19 protein-coding genes and 1 pseudogene are annotated in these 18,356 nt (G+C 67.3%); 6 read left to right on the top strand and 14 right to left on the bottom strand.

The annotated features are described in order from the left end of the window. Positions 1 to 946: 946 nt before the first annotated feature. Both IE269_RS08720 and IE269_RS08715 read right to left on the bottom strand, forming a co-directional pair. Positions 947 to 1,264: a hypothetical protein gene (locus IE269_RS08720; protein WP_189822239.1), complete on the bottom strand. Its 318-nt coding sequence runs from the start codon at positions 1,262 to 1,264 to the stop codon at positions 947 to 949. Between the two features lie 100 nt (positions 1,265 to 1,364). Next, on the bottom strand, positions 1,365 to 2,777 hold the full coding sequence (locus tag IE269_RS08715; RefSeq protein ID WP_189822238.1) for a protein kinase domain-containing protein: 1,413 nt from the start codon (positions 2,775 to 2,777) through the stop codon (positions 1,365 to 1,367). A gap of 100 nt (positions 2,778 to 2,877) precedes the next feature. Here IE269_RS08715 and IE269_RS43735 point away from each other — a divergent pair. Further along, positions 2,878 to 2,991, top strand: a pseudogene (locus IE269_RS43735) (winged helix-turn-helix domain-containing protein); the annotation flags it as partial. Here the strand turns inward: IE269_RS43735 and IE269_RS08710 are convergent. Further along, positions 2,939 to 3,973 carry a hypothetical protein gene (locus tag IE269_RS08710; protein WP_189822237.1) on the bottom strand — a complete coding sequence of 345 codons (1,035 nt, stop codon included), beginning with the start codon at positions 3,971 to 3,973 and terminating at the stop codon, positions 2,939 to 2,941. The pseudogene IE269_RS43735 and the gene IE269_RS08710 overlap by 53 nt on opposite strands. Positions 3,974 to 4,158: 185 nt before the next feature. Between IE269_RS08710 and IE269_RS08705 the strand changes: the two genes are divergently transcribed. The 3 genes from IE269_RS08705 (at position 4,159) to IE269_RS08695 (ending at position 5,631) form a co-directional block, all read left to right on the top strand. Further along, positions 4,159 to 4,560: a helix-turn-helix domain-containing protein gene (locus tag IE269_RS08705; protein WP_189822236.1), complete on the top strand. Its 402-nt coding sequence runs from the start codon at positions 4,159 to 4,161 to the stop codon at positions 4,558 to 4,560. 23 nt (positions 4,561 to 4,583) lie between these two features. Next, complete coding sequence (locus tag IE269_RS08700; RefSeq protein WP_189822235.1) at positions 4,584 to 5,168, top strand: hypothetical protein; 585 nt, start codon at positions 4,584 to 4,586, stop codon at positions 5,166 to 5,168. 124 nt (positions 5,169 to 5,292) lie between these two features. Beyond that, positions 5,293 to 5,631 (top strand): DUF2516 family protein, encoded by a 339-nt coding sequence (locus IE269_RS08695; protein WP_189822234.1) that lies wholly within the window; start codon positions 5,293 to 5,295, stop codon positions 5,629 to 5,631. Here the strand turns inward: IE269_RS08695 and IE269_RS08690 are convergent. The 3 genes from IE269_RS08690 to IE269_RS08680 all read right to left on the bottom strand — a co-directional run bounded on the left by IE269_RS08690 (position 5,613) and on the right by IE269_RS08680 (position 9,448). Further along, entirely contained in the window at positions 5,613 to 6,983 is a 1,371-nt protein-coding gene (locus IE269_RS08690) for a PP2C family protein-serine/threonine phosphatase (RefSeq protein WP_189822233.1), read from the bottom strand. The two genes, IE269_RS08695 and IE269_RS08690, sit on opposite strands and share 19 nt — an antisense overlap. A gap of 304 nt (positions 6,984 to 7,287) precedes the next feature. Next, positions 7,288 to 8,358, bottom strand: coding sequence for a C40 family peptidase (locus IE269_RS08685; RefSeq protein WP_229897485.1), 1,071 nt, complete (start codon positions 8,356 to 8,358; stop codon positions 7,288 to 7,290). A gap of 217 nt (positions 8,359 to 8,575) precedes the next feature. Further along, a complete protein-coding gene (locus IE269_RS08680; RefSeq protein ID WP_189822232.1) occupies positions 8,576 to 9,448 on the bottom strand; it encodes a class I SAM-dependent methyltransferase in 873 nt (290 codons plus the stop codon). Positions 9,449 to 9,604: 156 nt separating this feature from the next. Here IE269_RS08680 and mshA point away from each other — a divergent pair, with 156 nt between their 5' ends. Together mshA and IE269_RS08670 are read left to right on the top strand one after the other, a co-directional pair. Beyond that, a complete protein-coding gene (gene mshA, locus IE269_RS08675; protein WP_189822736.1) occupies positions 9,605 to 10,954 on the top strand; it encodes a D-inositol-3-phosphate glycosyltransferase in 1,350 nt (449 codons plus the stop codon). After that, positions 10,947 to 11,450, top strand: a complete 504-nt coding sequence (locus IE269_RS08670; protein WP_189822231.1) for a type III secretion system chaperone family protein — start codon at positions 10,947 to 10,949, stop codon at positions 11,448 to 11,450. Before mshA ends, IE269_RS08670 begins: the two co-directional genes overlap by 8 nt. Before the next feature lie 55 nt (positions 11,451 to 11,505). On the opposite strand, the gene IE269_RS08665 is transcribed toward IE269_RS08670, so the two are convergent. The 8 genes from IE269_RS08665 to IE269_RS08635 all read right to left on the bottom strand — a co-directional run bounded on the left by IE269_RS08665 (position 11,506) and on the right by IE269_RS08635 (position 18,214). Continuing rightward, positions 11,506 to 12,681 (bottom strand): MDR family MFS transporter, encoded by a 1,176-nt coding sequence (locus IE269_RS08665; protein WP_189822230.1) that lies wholly within the window; start codon positions 12,679 to 12,681, stop codon positions 11,506 to 11,508. Between the two features lie 150 nt (positions 12,682 to 12,831). Continuing rightward, positions 12,832 to 12,966, bottom strand: a complete 135-nt coding sequence (locus IE269_RS43005) for a hypothetical protein (protein WP_268253589.1) — start codon at positions 12,964 to 12,966, stop codon at positions 12,832 to 12,834. Positions 12,967 to 13,076: 110 nt separating this feature from the next. After that, positions 13,077 to 14,234 carry a methyltransferase domain-containing protein gene (locus IE269_RS08660; RefSeq protein WP_189822229.1) on the bottom strand — a complete coding sequence of 386 codons (1,158 nt, stop codon included), beginning with the start codon at positions 14,232 to 14,234 and terminating at the stop codon, positions 13,077 to 13,079. Beyond that, the gene (tgmB, locus tag IE269_RS08655; protein ID WP_189822228.1) at positions 14,231 to 15,214 is read right to left on the bottom strand and encodes an ATP-grasp ribosomal peptide maturase; all 984 of its coding nucleotides are present in this window, start codon (positions 15,212 to 15,214) and stop codon (positions 14,231 to 14,233) included. Before tgmB ends, IE269_RS08660 begins: the two co-directional genes overlap by 4 nt. 15 nt (positions 15,215 to 15,229) lie before the next feature. After that, positions 15,230 to 15,523, bottom strand: a complete 294-nt coding sequence (locus IE269_RS08650; protein WP_189822227.1) for a hypothetical protein — start codon at positions 15,521 to 15,523, stop codon at positions 15,230 to 15,232. Between the two features lie 106 nt (positions 15,524 to 15,629). Then, positions 15,630 to 16,451 (bottom strand): hypothetical protein, encoded by an 822-nt coding sequence (locus IE269_RS08645; RefSeq protein ID WP_189822226.1) that lies wholly within the window; start codon positions 16,449 to 16,451, stop codon positions 15,630 to 15,632. A gap of 690 nt (positions 16,452 to 17,141) precedes the next feature. Beyond that, positions 17,142 to 17,342, bottom strand: a complete 201-nt coding sequence (locus tag IE269_RS08640) for a DUF397 domain-containing protein (RefSeq protein WP_189822225.1) — start codon at positions 17,340 to 17,342, stop codon at positions 17,142 to 17,144. An 11-nt stretch (positions 17,343 to 17,353) separates the two neighbouring features. Beyond that, positions 17,354 to 18,214: a Scr1 family TA system antitoxin-like transcriptional regulator gene (locus IE269_RS08635; protein ID WP_189822735.1), complete on the bottom strand. Its 861-nt coding sequence runs from the start codon at positions 18,212 to 18,214 to the stop codon at positions 17,354 to 17,356. Positions 18,215 to 18,356: the final 142 nt, after the last annotated feature.

Here is an 18,356-nt window from a genome sequence, read left to right as displayed (position 1 = left end):
AGACGGATGCCAGGGGTTAGCCGTCGGGCGCGGATGGTGCCCCACTCACTACGCGCGTTGGCAGCGGCACGGTGACCCGCTGGCTCTGATACCTGAGCGATTCTGCGCCGTTCCCGGCTGCGACAGAAAGCACTCACATCACGGTTATTGTTCTCTCCATGCCCAGAGGGTTGAGCGAACAGGAACTACTGAAACCCGTCCCAAATCGCAACCTTCCCCATGCGAAGCCAGTGGATGTGGTGGTTCTTCGATCGCCCGTGGGTGGTGTTCCGTTCATTACCGACGGTTTATGGAGTACGGCAGCATTAATGGCCAACCCTGGTGTGTAGAGTGTGGCACTAACCCGCGCATCGGAAGGACCAAACGCTGCCTATCATGCGTACGGGCTATATTCGAGTCTTCGGGATTTGCCATGCTGGGGGATTTCCTTGCTGCCTCACGCCCTGTCCGATGCATTTGCCTGACTTGTGCAGGAATCTCTAATCCGGCGTTGACTAACGTTCTCAAAGGGTCCGGATGTCGATATTGCTATCGCTCCAACAGTCTGCCTGTGAACAGACTGACTAAATCAGAGGCCACTAAATCCCTCGCGAGCGCCGGTCTTCTCATGACTGGGCCTTACGTCGATGCACACGCGCTGACTAGCGCCCGATGTGAACGCTGTCGATCCCACGTTCGGGTGAAAGTTGGGGCGATTCGGGCGAAGTTCGCCGCTGGAGAACGTGTCTTCGGATGCCGAACGTGCATGTATCGATCCATATCAGCGGAGCGAACTACTGCATTCGAAACAGCCCAGCGGGAATTTCGCGAGGCAGGGATAGAATTACTCGGTGGCTGGGTCAACGTAACCACGCCTATACATGGACGTTGTTTGCGCTGTGGTCGGGACGCGCGTCCCCTGCTGAATTCGATCCGGCGGGGCCAAGGTGGCTGTAGATCATGTTCCTCACATTTGTACATTAGGGCAAAAGTGCAGCGCAACGAGACCCTTGCCAGCGCTCCGGCTTACATTTATTTGGCGCTTTTCGGCGATGTCGACGGCGCGGATTTTCTTAAATTCGGCATCGGCAGGTACGGGACCATTCAGGATCGTCTTGATACGCACCGCCGCTCCGGTGGGAGAATCGTGGCAACTCGTGACGCCCCATTGCTTACATGTATAGTCGCGGAAGCCCACATAAAGAGGCATGTCGGCCCTCGGTCTTATGTCCCCAAGATGGATCTCAAGGGTGGATGGACTGAATGCTTCCTCCCAGGCGGTCACGTAGACCTTGACTACTGGCTTTCAATCAGTCAGGCAGAACTTCTGTAGCCCTACGTCCACCTATGTGTGAGTCGCGCTGATGCAGGCCAAATTCTCAGCCTCAGGATCGTCCTGCTTTGCCATGCTCGCGGTCGATGATGGCCAGGAACTCGGCAATACTTTGGGGGCGTCTTTCGATCTTGTGCTGTGTCGCTTCCTCGACGATGGTCCGCCATGGCTCCTCTGTCGGCAAGAGGGGGATATTTGCTTGTGGCCACTGCCCGGTGAGAGCCCAGGCGGCGACTCGGCCGAGGCTGTAGATGTCTGTCGCCGGTACGGAGAGGTCGTGCGGCCCGGCGGGAAACTCAGGCGCATGCGGCCCGGGGAAAAGCTCAGGCGGCGCGAAGCCAGGAGTGCCGATATGGGCGCCGGTACGGCCGGCAAAGGTGGTTTGGCCGCGTGGCCGACGCACGGTGCCCCAGTCGGCCAAGGTCCAACGCCCATGCAACAGGAGGATGTTCTGTGGCTTGACGTCGCGGTGGCGCCAACCATGGCGGTGCGCTTCTGCTAGAGCGGATGCCACCGATTTGATCATCCTGTGAAGATGCGTTGGATCCTTCAACTGGAGGAACTGCTCTTCAGCGGTTGCGTCGGCCAGAGGCATGATGAACCAGCGGTGCTGCGCCTCAAAGTCCAGGACTGGCATGACATGTGGATGCGCACTCAGGATGCGGGCGATCTCGATCTCGCGTCCCATCCGGGCGCCTGCCTTCGACCACTGAGAAAGCCTCCGCTTGAAAGCAATCTCGATTCCTGACGCTTTGTGCACTCCTCGGAACACTGCTGCTTGCCCACCCTGTTTGGGCACGCGCTCCAGGGAATAGTCCTTCTTCTCACCCCGTGCGGCCTCGATCACCTCTCGGTAGGGCTCTAGTATTGGCGTAACGACTTCCAGTGGGCCTACCGCTCGTGCGAGTAGTCGACGGCTGAAACGGTCGATGAACCGCTGCACAGACATGCCTTCCACTGGCTCCCGTAGTTCCGCATCGGAGTTACAGGTCGTGTAGGCAATCTCGTCGTATAGTTCGTCGTCAAGAAACTGGTTTAGCGCTGCTTCAAGCCTTGGCTGGACAGAGGTGCCACTGCCCTGTTCCCACATGATAAACAGACCGAGCAGTGGCTGCAGTCCGCCGTTTTGATCTGAGCTTCGTACCGCGAGTGCGCGCGAGGTTGCCTCGTGGATCCGGTTGGGCAAGTTCATTCTGGCTGAGGTCCCGGACTGTGCCGTGAATTCGATTCCTCCCAGCGGTATTTCATCCTTGATGATGACAATATCCCAGCGGGTGTTTCCCAAGCCGAAGGATGCCGGTAGGGAAGCCTTTCGTCCTGTCTGAATCCAGGAGCGGTCAATGCCGCGTTCAACCAGGGCATCGACGGCGGATTCAATTACGGATTCTATGTGGTGAGGGCTACGGACAGATTTGCCTGAAGTGACCCAGTGGTTCCGCACCGCAGCTGTCAACGACCCTGCCATCTAAGCCCCCTGTCGTGTGGCTTCTAGCCTGAGGGAGCCTACCTAGAGACCTCCAATGGCTGGGGTCACGGGGGTTGGAGGTCGAGTCCGGTCAGGCCGGTCCGGTCCGGCCGCGTTTGGCCGGCTCGATCAGTGCTGGACGCTGGCCCTGATCGCCGAGATTATGGGCCGCCGCTTCGGCATCGACTACACCCGGGCCGGGCTGGACCTGCTGCCACGTTCGAAGATCCAGCCGGACGGCGATTCGGTTGCCGCGGCCGCTGCGCCGGGTCGCGACTGCGCCGACCTGGAGGATCTGCTGGCGAGGCGGCGTCGATAAGCGTGCCCCGATATGGCGCTATCCCGCCGTGGCGACGGGATCGGCATCTTGCTCGCCGAAGCTGGGCGTCGCCCACGTCAGTTGGCGGCGTCCCGGCGAAGGCGATCCGAGGGACGATGTCCCCAGAGATACCGAGGTGCGCGGTGGCCTGGTCAAGCTCCTCGGCCAGCAACTGCTCGCTGAGGATGGAGTCAAGGATCCGGCCGGCCTGGATCAGGCAGACGGCCGTCCAAGTGACGTCGTTCAGGCCACTCTCCCTGGGCTTGTTGCGCAGTTCCCAGCCGCCGGCCCGTGTGCGATGGAGATACAGCTGCGCTGTCTCTCGTGTGGTGTGGGAGTAGGAGCTGAGGTGCCGGTAGGGCAGATAGCCTTCCTGCTCTCCGAATGCCGCCATCAGGTCGGCGGTGTTGCGGATCTCGTTCGTCAGCCGGACAACCTCAGGGGCCGGGTGGGCGGTGCGTTCGTCGACAGCGGCACGGACCTTTGTCTCGACCTCGTCTCCCTCGACATCCCACCCAGCTCGCTTCGCGTTAGTGATCAGCTTGAGGAGCTGGTTGTCGCTGTAGGCGTCAACGGCCTGCACCGCGGCGTCGCCGCCGTCGACGAGCCAGGCCATCGCCACCGCGTGCGTCATCAGGTTCCGCATCACCGGTGCGACGACGAACCCGTTACCATTCTTGGCCGCCTCCGCCACCACGCGGGCGGAGTCCGAAATGAGCATCCACCAGCTCCACGCGACTGGTGCCACTGCCTCGTGTTCGCGGAGGAAGCCGATGCCGCCAACTCCGGAGGCCATCCTGTCGCGGGCGGCCAGCAGCTGGTCGATGACGCCGAGAGCGCGCCAGGCCGTGGCCTCGGCATGCGCAAAATCGGGCATAGCGCCAATCTATGGCTCCGCAGCCCGAAACCACCCCACAATTTCCGACTGGACCTGGATGGCGACAGCTGTCGCGCAAATACGACACCTACCGTGCTCAGTCACAACAACGGGTTCGCGTGGCGTGGACCACTTTTGCAAGCACGTGCTTGCAAAAGTTAGCGCAGTGGGTGCACCATCGGAGCATGGCTTCACTGAACGTCGGCAACCTCGGGGAGTACCTGCGGGAGCAGCGCCGCAACGCGCAGCTCTCGTTGCGGCAGCTCGCCGATGCGGCCGGGGTGTCCAACCCGTACCTCAGCCAGATCGAACGTGGCCTGCGCAAGCCCAGCGCGGACATCCTCCAGCAGCTCGCGAAGGCGCTGCGGATCTCCGCCGAGACGCTGTACGTGCAGGCCGGAATCCTCGACGAGAAGGACCGGGACGAGCTGGAGACGCCCGCCGTCATCCTGGCCGACCCGCTGATCAACGAGCGGCAGAAGCAGGTGCTGCTCCAGATCTACGAGTCCTTCCGCAAGGAGAACGCGGCGGAGAACGGGAATCAGGACGCCCCCGGTGCCGGCAGTGAAGCGCCACCCTCACACTGATGCGATCCGGGAGGACCACAGTTATGGCCATCAGCGATGACCTGCGAAAGACCCTCACCGACCCGACCCCCCTCTACTTCTTCGCCGGTACGGCCGACCTCGCCGCCCGCCAGGCCAAGAAGCTCGCCGACGAGGCGCCGGAGCGCTTCGAGAAGGTGCGCCAGACCGACCCCAAGGCCGTGCAGGAGAAGGTGACTTCGCAGGCCAAGGAGGCGCAGGCCACCCTCCAGGCCAAGTTCGGCGAGATCGTCGGCTCCTTCGACACCGACCTGAAGAAGCTGGGCGAGACCGCCCAGGACCTCGCCCTGCGCGGCGTGGGTGTGGCCGCCGAGTACGCGGTCAAGGCCCGTGAGGCGTACGAGAAGGTCGCCGAGCACGGCGAGCAGGCCGTGAAGCAGTGGCGCGGCGAGGCCGCCGAGGAGATCGCCGAGATCGCCGTCGCGGTCGAGCCGGACCCGGAGCCCAAGGTGGCCGAGGAGCCCAAGGCCGAGGAGCCCAAGGCCGAGGAAACGAAGGCCGAGGACGCCCCGGCGAAGAAGACCCCGGCGCCGCGCAAGGCCGCCGCCAAGAAGACGGCTGCGTCCGCCGACGCCTCCGGGGAGAAGTAGCCCGCCGTTCCACGGACCGGATGCGACGGGCCGGGTCGCCGCGAGGGCGTCCGGTCCGTCGTTTCGGTACCTTGGGCGGCAGGGCGGTCACCAGGCGGTCTAACCGATGAGGCGGTGCTCAGTTATGTTGCGTTCGGGATTCGATGCCACGTTGATGTTCGTGGTCGGCTGGGTCTTCCTCATCACGGCGGTGGTCGCGCTGGTCATGGCGGCGACCGCGCGGGCGGACGCCTACCGGGCCGCCGACAAGCAGTCCAAGAACTTCTGGCTGATCATCCTCGGCATCACGGCGGTCGTGAACCTGCTGGTGCCGATGCTGTTCCTCCAGATCGCCGGGCTGGTCGCCTCGATCGTCTTCCTGGTGGACGTGCGGCCCGCGCTCCGGCAGGTCTCCGGCGGCGGTCGGCGCAGCGGCGGCAGCAGCAGTGACGGTCCGTACGGGCCCTACAACGGCGGGCGCTGAGCCCTGGCGGTTGCGTCGGAGCGGTCCCGGCCCGGGTCCCTTTGCAGGTCCCTTTTCAGGTCCCGGTCCAGCAGCAACAGCGCGACGTCGTCGGTGAGTTCGCCGCCGTTCAGCTCGCGTACGCGCGTCATGGCGGCCTCCAGGAGCTCGTCGCCCCGCAGCCCCTCCGACAGCTGACGGTTGATCATCGCGACCATGCCGTCCTGGCCGAGCCGCACCGGGCGGCCCGAGCCGTCGGTCCCGGCGATCTTGCCCTCGATCAGGCCGTCCGTGTACATCAACAGGCTCCAGGCCCCGCCCAGTTCGACCTGGCTGCGCGGCCAGCGGGCGTGCGGCAGCAGGCCGAGCGCCGGGCCGCCGCCGTCGTACGGCATCAGCTGGGCGAGCTGCCCGTGCCGGGCGATCAGTGGTGCCGGGTGCCCGGCCAGGCACAGGCCGGCCCGGCGGCCGTCGGGTGCGATGTCGACCGTGCAGAGCGTCGCGAAGATCTCCTCGCTCTCCCGCTCGTGCTCCAGGACCCGCTGGAGGGTGGAGAGCAGCTCGTCCCCGCACAGGCCCGCGAAGGTCAACGCCCGCCAGGCGATGCGCAGTTCCACGCCGAGCGCCGCCTCGTCGGGGCCGTGGCCGCAGACGTCGCCGATCATCGCGTGGACGGTGCCGTCCGGGGTGCGGACGGTGTCGTAGAAGTCCCCGCCGAGCAGTGCCCGGGAGCGCCCCGGCCGGTAGCGGGCGGCGAACTTCAGGTCGGAGCCCTCAAGGAGCGGCGTCGGCAGCAGCCCGCGCTCCAGGCGGGCGTTCTCCTGCGCGTGCAGCCGGGACTCGGCCAGTTTGTACGAGGCGGTGTCGGCGCGCTTGCGCTCCACCGCGTACCGGATGGCCCGGCTCAGCAGCCGCCCGTCCAGCTCGTCGCGGAACAGGTAGTCCTGCGCCCCGGCCCGCACCGCGTCCGCGGCGTGCTCGGGGCGGTCGGACGGGGTGAGCGCGAGGACGGCGTGGTGCGGGGCCATCCGCAGTACGTCGTGCAGCGCGCCCAGCGCGTGTCCGGGCTCCGCCGTGCACGAGGGGCAGTGGCCGCAGCCCGGCAGGTCCAGGTCGAGCAGGATGCAGTGCACGTCGTCGGTGAGCAGCCGGTGGGCCTCGGTGAGGTTGCGGGCGGTGCGCACGCGGACCCGGCCGCCGCCCGCGGAGTCGTGGTCCAGCAGGTCGGGTACGGCGACGGCGTCCGCCGGGTCGTTCTCGATGACCAGCAGCGTGAGGTCGGCCGGCTGCTGCGGAGCGGAGTGCGAAGAGCCGCCTTGTCCGTCGCTTTCCACGGCGGGCACTGCTCTCTGCCGCGGTATGGGTACGGGCATCGGTTCGGTTCCTTCCCTCCCCCCGAGGGCGGTGGGACGCCGAGCGACGCCCCGCCAAACGGGGACCTTAGCGGTACCCGGCGGGCGAGCGGAATGGCGTTCACGAATCCGCCCCGGTCATATGCCGGGAGTTTTCACCGCTTGCGGCCCGGCATGACCGGGTTCCGCCGGGGGGCCGAGGCCGGTTCCGCCGCTCCCGTTCCCATGACAAAGATCACGCCGTACGGGGGCGGGGCCGACCCCGCGCGCCACCCCGGCCGCACGCCCCGCCTGCCCCGGCCGCACGATCCCCGGGACGGATGCGCTACCCCGGTCGCACGACCCCCAGGATCGGCATCGAGCCCGCGCCCGCCACCGTCACGTTCCGCCCCGGGCGGGGGGCGTGGACCATCGCGCCGTTGCCTATGTACATCGCGACGTGGCTCGCGTCGGCGAAGTAGATGATCAGGTCCCCGGGCCGCATCTGCGACACCGGCACCCTCGGCAGCAGCCGCCACTGCTCCTGCGAGGTGCGCGGTATCCCGCGCCCCGCCGAGATCCACGCCTGCTGGGTGAGCCCCGAGCAGTCGAAGGCGTACGGTCCCTCGGCACCCCACACGTACGGGTCGCCTATCTGGTCCATCGCGTACGCCACGGCCCGCTTGCCCTGGCTCGTCCCCGCGCCCCCGCCGCTGCCCAGCGCACCGGAGCTCATCCAGGCCTGCTGCGCGCGGTACTCCGCCTCGCGCTCCAGCTCCCGCATCTTGGCCCGGTCCTTCGACGCCAGCTTCGACTCGATCTTCTCGGCGGCGTCGATCTGCTTCTTGATCTCCTGGCGGGCCTTCTCCTTGCTCTTGCGGTTGGCCTCCAGCTTGGTCCACTGGGTGCTGGCGTCCGCGGAGTACGTACGCAGGTCCTCCTGGGTGCGCTTGAGCTCCTCCAGCATTCCCTTGACCGCCGACTCGCCCTGCTGCATGCGGGCGGCGCCGCGCAGGAAGAGGTCCGGGTTCCCGCTGAGCATCAGCCGGGCGCTCTGCGGCACACCGCCCGTGCGGTACTGGGCGCGGGCCTGCGCGCCGAGCCGGTCCTTCAGCTTGTTGATCTTCTGCTCGCCGGCCACGATCGTCTGGGCCAGCTTCACGATCTCGCCGGACTGCCCCTGCGCCTGGTCCTCGGCGAGGTTGTAGGCGTCGGTGGCGACGGCGGCCTTGCGGTAGAGCTCGTCGATCTCTCTTCGTACGTCTTCGAGGCTCTGGCCCGAGCCCCCGGCGGGCGGCGGCTCCGGGGCGGCGGACGCCTGACCCGGCAGCACCAGCACGCTCAGCGCGCAGGCCACTGCCACAGCGGTCGTGACGCGGCGACCCCCACCCCAGCCACTGCTACGGCGTCGGTTCACGAGCTCCCCCCGGAACAAGTCGAATCTGATTTACCGTCAGTAACCTGGCGGTGCTGTCGAGATGCTGCCACGCCTCCCGTCAAAGCGACAGAGGCCGCATCAGCATCCCCTCACAACCCCCAAGAACCGTCCGGCCCTTCCCTGCACACCCGTCCGACGAACGAGATCGAATTCCCGTTCCCCAAAAGTGCCCAGCGAGCGGAAAGTCCCCCGATATTCACCGGTATGTGGCATTCCGGAGGGCCGGTGCCTCCCCGCTCCGGGGCGCCAACGCCTCCCACCGCACCGTGACCTCCCCCTGCCGCCACCGCCGCTCCCCGTCCGCCGGAGCGTGCCCGGCAGCGGAATGCGGCCCGCGAACCGGCCAGTCGACCGCCAGATCCCGCACCGCCCGCACCCACCGCTGCCGCACCCCCAGCGACGCGAACGGCGCCGCCGCCGCCCACGCCCGGTCGAAGTCCCGCAGGAACGCGTGCACCGGCTCACCCGGCACATTGCGGTGGATCAGCGCCTTCGGCAGCCGCTCCGCCAGGTCCGACGGCTTCTCCAGCGACGCCAGCCGCGCCGCGAACGTCACCGTCCGGGGCCCCTCGGGCCCCAGCGCCACCCACACGTGCCGCCGCCCGATCTCGTCGCAGGTCCCCTCCACCAGCAGCCCGCCCGGCGCCAGCCGCCCCCGCAACCGCTCCCAGACGGCGGCCACCTGCTCCTCGTCGTACTGTCGAAGTACGTTCGCCGCACGGATCAGCATCGGCCGCCGCCCCCCGTCGAGCGGCACCTCGAAGCCCCCGTGCCGGAAGGTCAGCCCCTCCCGTTCGTACGGCTTCGCCCCCGCCACCCGCGCGGGCTCGATCTCAATACCGGTCACCTCGACGCGCGGCGCCGCCGTCCGCAGCCGACCCAGCAGTTCCACCGCCGTCCAGGGTGCGGCCCCGTACCCCAGGTCGACGGCCACCGCCCCTTCCGTACGCCGCAGCGCCTGACCGTGCACGGCGGCGATCCAGCGGTCCATGCGCCGCAGCCGGTTCGGGTTGGTGGTCCCCCGGGTGACGGCGCCGACGGGGCGCGAGGGAGTGGTGCGGGAGGCCATGAGCGAAATCCTAAAGCGCGAGGGACGCGCCGAGCCGCTTGGCAATGATTTGGCAAACTGGAAATGGACCGCGGAATTCCGCTGTTCTCCCCCTTCGGAAGGGCGGCACCGCCCTCCCTTGGCATGCCCGCGCAGTCAGTCGAGAGGACCGTCGACGTGAGCCAGTACGTCTCCCGACTCACCGGCACACTGGCCGCGGCGACCCCGCCGCGCCTGCGCCTGCCCGGCACCCCGCGCAAGCCGCGCCGCGTGGCCATGCTCAGCGTGCACACCTCACCGCTGCACCAGCCCGGCACCGGCGACGCGGGCGGCATGAACGTCTACATCGTCGAGCTCGCCAAGCGCCTGGCCGCGATCAACATCGAGGTCGAGATCTTCACCCGCGCCACCACCGGCGGCCTCCCGCCCCGCGTGGAGCTCGCCCCCGGCGTCCTGGTCCGCCACGTCGACGCAGGACCGTACGAAGGACTCGCCAAGGAGGAGCTGCCCGCCCAGCTCTGCGCCTTCACCCACGGCGTGATGCAGGCCTGGGCCGGCCAGCGCCCCGGCTACTACGACCTCGTCCACTCCCACTACTGGCTCTCCGGCCACGTCGGCTGGCTCGCCGCCGAACGCTGGGGCGTCCCCCTCGTCCACGCCATGCACACCATGGCCAAGGTCAAGAACGCCTCCCTCGCCGAGGGCGACACCCCCGAGCCCGCCGCCCGCGTCATCGGCGAGACCCAGATCGTCCGCGCCGCCGACCGCCTCATCGCGAACACCGCCGAGGAGGCCGACGAGCTGGTCCGCTTCTACGAGGCCGACCCGGGCCGCGTCGCCGTCGTGCACCCCGGCGTGAACCTGGAGCGCTTCCGCCCCGGCGACGGCCGCGCCGCCGCCCGCGCCCGCCTCGGCCTGCCCCAGGACGCCTTCATCCCCCTCTTCGCGGGCCGCATCCAGCCCCTGAAGGCCCCCGACATCCTGCTGCGCGCGGTCGCCGTCCTCCTCGCCGAGGACCCCTCTCTCCGTACGCGCATGGTCGTGCCCGTCGTCGGCGGCCCCAGCGGCAGCGGCATGGCCAAGCCCGAGAAGCTCCAGAAGCTCGCCGCGCGCCTGGGCATCGCCGACGTCGTCCGCTTCCGCCCGCCGGTCGGCCAGGACCGTCTCGCGGACTGGTTCCGCGCCGCCTCCACCCTCGTCATGCCGTCCTACAGCGAGTCCTTCGGCCTGGTCGCCATCGAGGCCGAGGCCACCGGCACCCCGGTCGTCGCGGCGGCCGTCGGCGGCCTGCCCGTGGCCGTACGCGACGAGAAGACCGGCTTCCTCATAGAGGGCCACGACCCGGCCGCGTACGCCCGCGCCCTGCGCCGCTTCATCGACCACCCCGAACTCGTCGACACCATGGGCACCGCCGCCGCCCGCCACGCGCAGGCCTTCGGCTGGGACACCGCCGCGTCCGCCACCGCGGACGTCTACACCGCCGCCATGCACGAACACCGCCGTCACGTACGCTCGCACCATGGCTGAGACAGCTGACAAAGCGGCGCGGGACATACTCGAAGCGACCCTCAAGGACGCCGACCTGGAGTGGGAAAGCCCCTCCCCGGGCTCCTACGTCGTCAAGCTCCCCGGCACCCGCAAGCTCTCCACCACGGTCTCCCTCATCATCGGCCGCCACTCCCTCTCCCTGAACGCCTTCGTGATCCGCCACCCCGACGAGAACCACGAAGCCGTCCACCGCTGGCTCCTGGAGCGCAACCTCCGCCTGTACGGCGTGAGTTACGCCATCGACTCCCTCGGCGACGTCTACCTCGCCGGAAAGCTCCCCCTCGCGGCCGTCACCCCCGACGAGATCGACCGCCTCCTCGGCTCGGTCCTGGAAGCCGCCGACGGCTCCTTCAACACCCTCCTCGAACTGGGCTTCGCGTCCGCCATCCGCAAGGAATACGACTGGCGCGTCTCCCGCGGCGAATCCACCCGCAACCTGGACGCCTTCGCCCACCTGACCCAACCGCGCGCCTGACGCACCAAGGCCCGCCCGGACGCTCCGGACGGGCCTTTTCCATACGTACGCGGACCTACGCGGCCGGCGTGACCTCCCCCGCCTTCGCCACCGCCCCCTCCTCCGGCACGGCGACCTTCTCGACCACGGCCGACTCCTCCTCGGGCATGTTCCGCATCAGCACCCAGTACCCGCCCGCCGCGACCATCCCGATCACCGCGCACGCACCCCACAGCCACTCACTGCCGAACCGGTCGATGACGTACCCGCCCATCAGCGGAGCCGTCAGCGCCGCCACCGCCCAGGACATCGTGTACATCCCCTGGTAGCGCCCCCGCCCGTGCACCGGCGACAGCCGCACCACAAGCCCCGTCTGGATGGGCGAGTTGATGATCTCGGCCAGCGTCCACACGCACACGGTCAGCACGTACACCCCGAGCGACCCCGCGAAGGCGGTCAGCCCGAACCCGTACCCCGCGAGCAGCGACGACACGACCAGCAGCCGCCGCGGGTCCCGGTGCTCGATGAACCGCGTGACCGGGATCTGCAACGCCACGATCAGCACACCGTTGACCGCGATCGCCGCCCCGAAGTCCGAGCTGCTGAACCCGTCCGTCCCCATGGCCACCGGCAGCGCCACGTACCCCTGCTGGAAGATCAGCGCCACCAGGAACGACAGCCCCACCACGCTCATGAAGCGCCCGTCCCGCAGCACGGTCCCCAGCCCCACCGACGGCTCGGCGGCCTTCTGCGCGGTGGTCCGCTCCGGCCGCGACTCCGGCAGCTTCACGAAGACGACGACCGCGCAGGCCAGCGTCATGGCCGCCTCGATGAGGAAGCCCGCCTGATAGCTGTACTCGGCGAGGAACCCGGCGCCCGCCGACGAGATCGCGAACCCCAGGTTGATCGCCCAGTAGTTGAGCGAGAACGCCCGCACCCGGTCCTCGGGCTTCACGATGTCGGCCATCATCGCCTGCACCGCCGGCCGCGAGGCGTTGGACGCCATGCCCACCAGGAACGCGACCCCGGCAATCGCGATCGGGTGCTCCATGAACCCCAGCAGCGCCACCGAGAACGCCGTCGACGTCTGCGCGATCAGCATCGTCGGCCGCCGCCCGAGCCGGTCCGCCATCACACCCGCGACCAGCGAGGACACCACACCGCCGAGCCCGTGCAGCGCGGCGACCAGACCGGCGTACGTCGCCGAGTAGCCCCGGTCGAGCGTCAGGTACAGCGCCATGAAGGTAGCCATTTGCTATGCCGTACGCAACGGGGTGCCGGATTCCGGGTGCGGCCCGTTTGTAGCGTCGGGGGCTGCGCCAAAGGGGGCGCCGACATGACTCCGCCCGCCGGGCCCCGGGGGTGGGCGCCGACGGGCGGAGGTAGGCGGGCGGAGCCGCTCCTAGTCGTTCTCCTCGGTCCCGTTCCCCTTCTCTCCCACCACTTCTTGACCATCCTCGATCTCTGTGACCGATTCGGCCATGCCGTCGACGGACTCCTTGGGCGCGTTCACCCTTTTGTTGCTCTCCTCAGCCATGACGGCCTCCTCTCATTGGCTGCTCTGTGGCAGACGGTGACAGAGTGTCAAACAGTGAAGATCTGCATGTACCCGCCCCGTTGTTTCAAAACCTCTCCCCAGAACAGTTCCTACAGGGGGCGCATGGAGGGGGTGTGCCGAGGGTGGTCGACCCACACGAATTGGCCCTCTGGGGCAACGGTGATTCCGAACCGTTCTCGTTCGGGTTGTCCCCACGCGACCCATTGGAAGTACGCGGCCGAGACCTCGTCCCAGAGAGCGCGCTCGCCGAACCACGTCACCTCGAACTGTGACGCGTCGGGTGTGTAGTCCACGGCTGCCCACGCGCCGTTCGCACGTCCCGCTTCAGCGAGCAGCAGGGAGAATCCGCCGTCAGCGTCGGGGGTGGCGAACGCGACGACGTCGCGCACCGTGGACGCGATGAACAGGGCTGCCCCTTGCGGGGCGTGCGCGATGGTGCGGGGGTCGAGGGTGGTCGTTGTCTGGTGGGCTTCGTCGGTGTGGTGTGGCGACCACGATGCGTGCCGGTCCTGTGCGCGCATCATCATGTAGCTCGCGGTTGTAGGGAAGCGGCCGAATGCTCGTCCGTCGCCAGTGACGACGAGGCGGGCGAGTAGGCCGTCGCCGTAGGTGGGGGTCCATGGGGTGACGATCACGCCGCCGGGGCGGGTGTCGCGTACCCATGCGTACGGGATCGTCTCGACGGCGCATGTCGAGTGCACGCGGTCGAATGGCGCGGCGTCGGGTAGACCGTCGGCGCCGTCACCCACGATGAGCGTCGGTGTGTATCCGGCCCTGCTGATGTTCGCTGCTGCCGCGGCTGCGACTTGTTCGTCGACCTCGACCGAGAAGACGTTCCGCGAGCCGAGCCGACTGGACAGGAGAGAGGTAGTCCAACCCGTTCCGGTGCCTACCTCGAACACTCGGTGTCCGGCCTCGATGCCGAGTGCGTCGAGCGCGTTGAATACCGCTCGGGGTGCTGAGAGGGACGACGTCGGGTTGCCCTTGCCGGTGAGCAGGTCACCGGTTCCGCCGTCGAGCTGCGTCACGATCGAGGCGTCGGAGTAGACCGCCCTCGACCACGCGTCTGCATCGTGGTCGCGGTCGATTCCGTATCCGGGGGCAGGGCCGTCCGGCACGGCCCACGCGACGGTGGGCACGAACGTTTCGCGCAGTACCGCGCTGTACGCCGATCGCCACTCCTCGGGGAGCTTGCCGGCCGCGATGAGCTGCTTGAAGAGCGCTTGCGCGAGAGGGTTTCCGATCATTCTTGCGCCTTTCCAGTGAGCAGGTCGGCGACTGCGCTTGCCACGTCGATACCTGTCTCTTCGGCCAGCCAATCCCACTCGCCGTTTTGGTTGGTTTCGAGGTACACCCATTGATCGTCCGGGGTGTGGATGAGGTCGACGGCGCCGAAGACGAGGCCGAGCTGCTTGTGCAGCGCGACGAGCTTGCGCGTCGTGTCGTCGGGAAGTTCGATCCGGCGATAGCTGAGAGCGTCGTAATCCGATCGCCAGTCGTTGTGTGCGCTGGGGCTGCCGGCGTCGATGGCGACGGCGAACACCTGCTCGCCGACCACGATTGCCCGCGCCTCGTGATCCTTGGGCACCTGCCGTTGTAGCAGGTTCGCGGTGCGGCCGAACGCCGGGTCGAGCAGGGTGTCGAGGTCCTCGACCGCACTCGTGTAGAGCGCGCGTATCTGGTTGTCGTCGGCGTGCCAGATGCCGGACAACGGTTTGTAGATGATCGGGCCCTCTTGTTCCTTGGCCCACTGGTGCGCGTGCTGCGGGTCGCTGCTGATCAGTGTCGGGGGGATGGTGAGCCCCACGTGGGACGCTGCGGCGAGCTGGAAGGGCTTGTATTCGGCTCGTACGGCTGCGGCTCGGTCGTTGACCCACAGGGCGCCGTCGAGGGCGCCCAGCACCCCGCCAAATCCTCTCCGGGCCTCTCCGTAGGCGAACTGCTGCTCGGCCCGGTTCATGCCGTCGGCTAGCCGGAACTGCGTCGGGCGCCGGTAGTAGACCGCGGCGACGTCGTCGAGGTCGACCAGGGCGCGCCCGGTGGTGAGACCGGTCACCGTGCCCGACCACGTTGTGCCGGTGCTGATCTCGGCGGACATGCTGACCTTGGTCGGGAAGTCGGCAGGGTCCAGCCGTACGAGCGGGACGCCGCGCACGGCGAGCTCGGCTGCGACGCGTCCGGCAGTGATGTCCTCGTCATTCGTGAGGATCAGAACGGTGTTTCCCATGGTTCCGCTGCCCTCTCAGTCGTCCGACGTCTCTTCGCCGCCGCTGGTCCCGTCCGTGTGGCCGCTGGTGGCTTTGCTCGACCCCTCGTGCTTGCCGGCGGACGGTCGGGGGATCTCGGCGAAGCGCAGTCCCCACGGGCGTACGGGGGTCGGGGCGTCGGCGATGCTGGTCAGGATGTGGCGGAAGGGCGAGAGCGGGAACACGTCCCCGACGCGCTCGAACATCCCCCGGGATTCGCCGTCGGGGGAGTGGGTGACGAGGTCGAGCGTTCCGAGATCGCTGCTTGTCTCGATCGGCTGTATGGGCACGGAGTTGCCTCTTTCTGCGTTGGTGAGAACGGACCGTTCAGGTACGTGTCGAGCAACGAGCAGGGCGACGTCATGCAGGCGTCTCGGCGGTGCGCGGGCGGAGGATCTAGCGGGCGGTCTGTGTTCGGGTGCGGGCATGTGTCCCCCATGCCAGAGTGAATTGGGTGAGGGTGTGGAGTCCAGTTCGGTCGGGTGCCCACTTCCGCCACAGGGTGGCGAACTCGTGGTCGCTGCTTGGTAGTTGCATGTCGGGTGCGATCTTGTGCGCGAGGGTGCGCAGGGAAAGATCGGTGATCGGGTAGACGGAGAAGTCGCCCCGGTAGTCCGCAGCCGCAACAGCGGCGATCCAGTGGTCGACGTGGTCCACCGTGGCCAGGCTCGTAACGAGCTGCTCGACGTCGAGCGTGTGCCAGTACGGGGCGTGGTCGCGGTACGCCTCAGCAGCGGCGCGCATCGCGTCGCGGTCGAGCGCGGCGCCGGCTGCGGCGAACGCCTCGTCGGGTAGGTCGAGGATGCGTTCGGGGGTAGGGGCGAGCGAGAGCGGGCCGGCGAAGGTGTCGACGGTGCGCCCGTGCGCCGAGCACATGCGGCGATAGACGATTTTCGCGTCGCAGCTTCGCGCCCCCTTGCGCAGCAGCGCACCCAACAGGGCATCCCACAACGAGGGGTTGTTCAGCCGCAGTACGGTGCCGAGCCGCGCCAACTCGTCCGCGAGCAGTGCCGCTTCAGGGAGGTACGGCAACCGGATCGGCAGCGCATAGGCGGGCTGCGGTGCGTCCATGGCATCGCTGCCGACGGGGCGAAGCACGAGGCTCTCGTCGACCCAATGGGCCACCCATACAACGCCGGTGAACTCGACGACGCGTACGAGGTCCCCCTGCGAGCTTTCCTGCCACGCGGGGTGATCAGCCATGATCGTGGTACTCATCTGCTCAATTCCGGGTGGGGGGATGTGTGGCAAGTTGTAGAACTAGCGTCAATGAGCGGAAGCAACTTCTTTGGGGTTGCGCGCCATTCGATCCGAACACCGCTGCCCAACACGATTGAGAAGGAACAGGGCTCGCCACGCTGAAGCGCGGCAAGGGCTTGTATCCAGCCGGATTCGGTCCATTCGACGGCGCGCAGGACTTCGCGGGGTGTCATGCCGGACGCGTGATAGGTGCGGAGCTGAATTCGCATGGAACGAATTGCGGAGTTGCTCTCGGTCGACATGGTGAGTGCTGAAGGTTCGGGAAGGGCAGTAGATGCGACGTAGCGCACTACCTGTAGCCAGTAGCCGTTGAAGGGGGCAGGAGTGAAGGGAAGCTCACTGGGGTGCAATGTTTTACCGGCTGCTGCGTGCGGTGAGTGAGCGGTACGCATGTGGACTCCCCGAAAGAGTTACATGGTTTTCCCTTGCTGGAACCGCAAGAGGGCGGTGCAAGTGGCCTGCTGCTGCAACTTGTCCAGCGTGACAAGGGGTGGACGCGCTACTGCGGCAGGGTGTGACCGTAGCGCCGGGTCGCTCGCGACTGCAAGGGTGTACCGGTCCAAACCTGCCGAATGGCATATGCAAAAACCCCCCGCCCAGGTCAGGCGGGGGGAACACTTGCAGCGCGGAGGAGTGCGCCGGGGGTGGCTAGTTGACGAAGTGGTCGAACTCGCCGGCCTTCACTCCCTCAATGAACGCGGCGAGCTTTTCGGGTGAGGTGGCCACGATGCGTGAGGGATCGTCGCTCTCGCACAAGAGGATCTCCCCCTCGTGCTTGGCGACGTACAGGCACTGCTCGCCCCCGCCCCCCGAGAAGCTCGACTTCTGCCACTGAATTTCGCTGTCCATTCCTGAATTTCTCACAGTTCTCTTGCGACATGGTGAATGAAACTTCGCGACTCTTCGGGGCTGAGTGACGTCTGCTCGGCAAACTCAAACAGGGCTCGATAGCCGTCGATGCTTGCGACTGCGTCAAGGAGACGTCCACCGAATGGCGTGTCAATGTGGACGGTGTCAAGCTGTGGGACCGTGCCAGACGCGAACATCACTGTCTGTGTGACTTCAATGAAGTCATCAGAGGTGAAGGGGATTACTCGGAGGGTTACCCACTCCTGCTCAGACGCTTGCAGCAGGTAGTCGAGTTGCTCCCGAGCTACCTTCCGACCACCCACGCGCATACGGAGCGCAGCCTCGTGCACGATGGCCTCAAACTGCGGAGGTTCGGGCCGATCGAAGATCACTCGGCGTTTCATGCGATGTTCGACCCGGACCTCTACCTCGTCCGCCGGTACCTTCGGGATGGCGCCACCGAACAGAGCGCGCGCATAGTCCTCGGTCTGCAAGAGGCCAGGAAACGTCACCGGTTGCAGGCATCGCAGGGCGACCGCGTGGTGCTCAAGCTCGGCGATGTCGAGGAAGCCCGGGGCGAGAGTGCCGCGGTAGTCATCCCACCAGTGTGTTCCGCGGCGTTCGTTGGCGACGGCGCAGAGAGCAGTCAGCAGGTCCTCGTCGTGGCACTGGTAGAACGTGAACAGTCGGCGAATGCGTTCTTCGCTGATCCCCAGGCGGCCGGCCGGGATATTGCTGATCCGGGCCGCATCGGTGGCGGTGGAGAGCAGGCCCCCGGCGTCGCGTGCGGTCACTTGGGCGCGCTCGCGCAGCTTTCGCAGCTCTGAGCCCAAACGGACCTGTCGCGCTGTGGGGTTGTCCCTCGGTGGCATGTCGTCCTTCCCCTTGTCCCACATGAGTTTGCCGGTTGCAGCGTCACGGGTCCACCTCGTTGCCCAATGAGGGGTACAGGGTTGTACCGGTCCATGGTTTCACCCTATGGTTTCGGCAGCACCGCTTCGCACGCCTGTAAGT

This window comes from Streptomyces spiroverticillatus, from assembly GCA_014650415.1.
Classification (GTDB): Bacteria; Actinomycetota; Actinomycetes; order Streptomycetales; family Streptomycetaceae; genus Streptomyces; species Streptomyces spiroverticillatus.
Note: the sequence above shows the minus strand (reverse complement) of the source record. Positions and strands in the feature narration are given on the sequence as shown.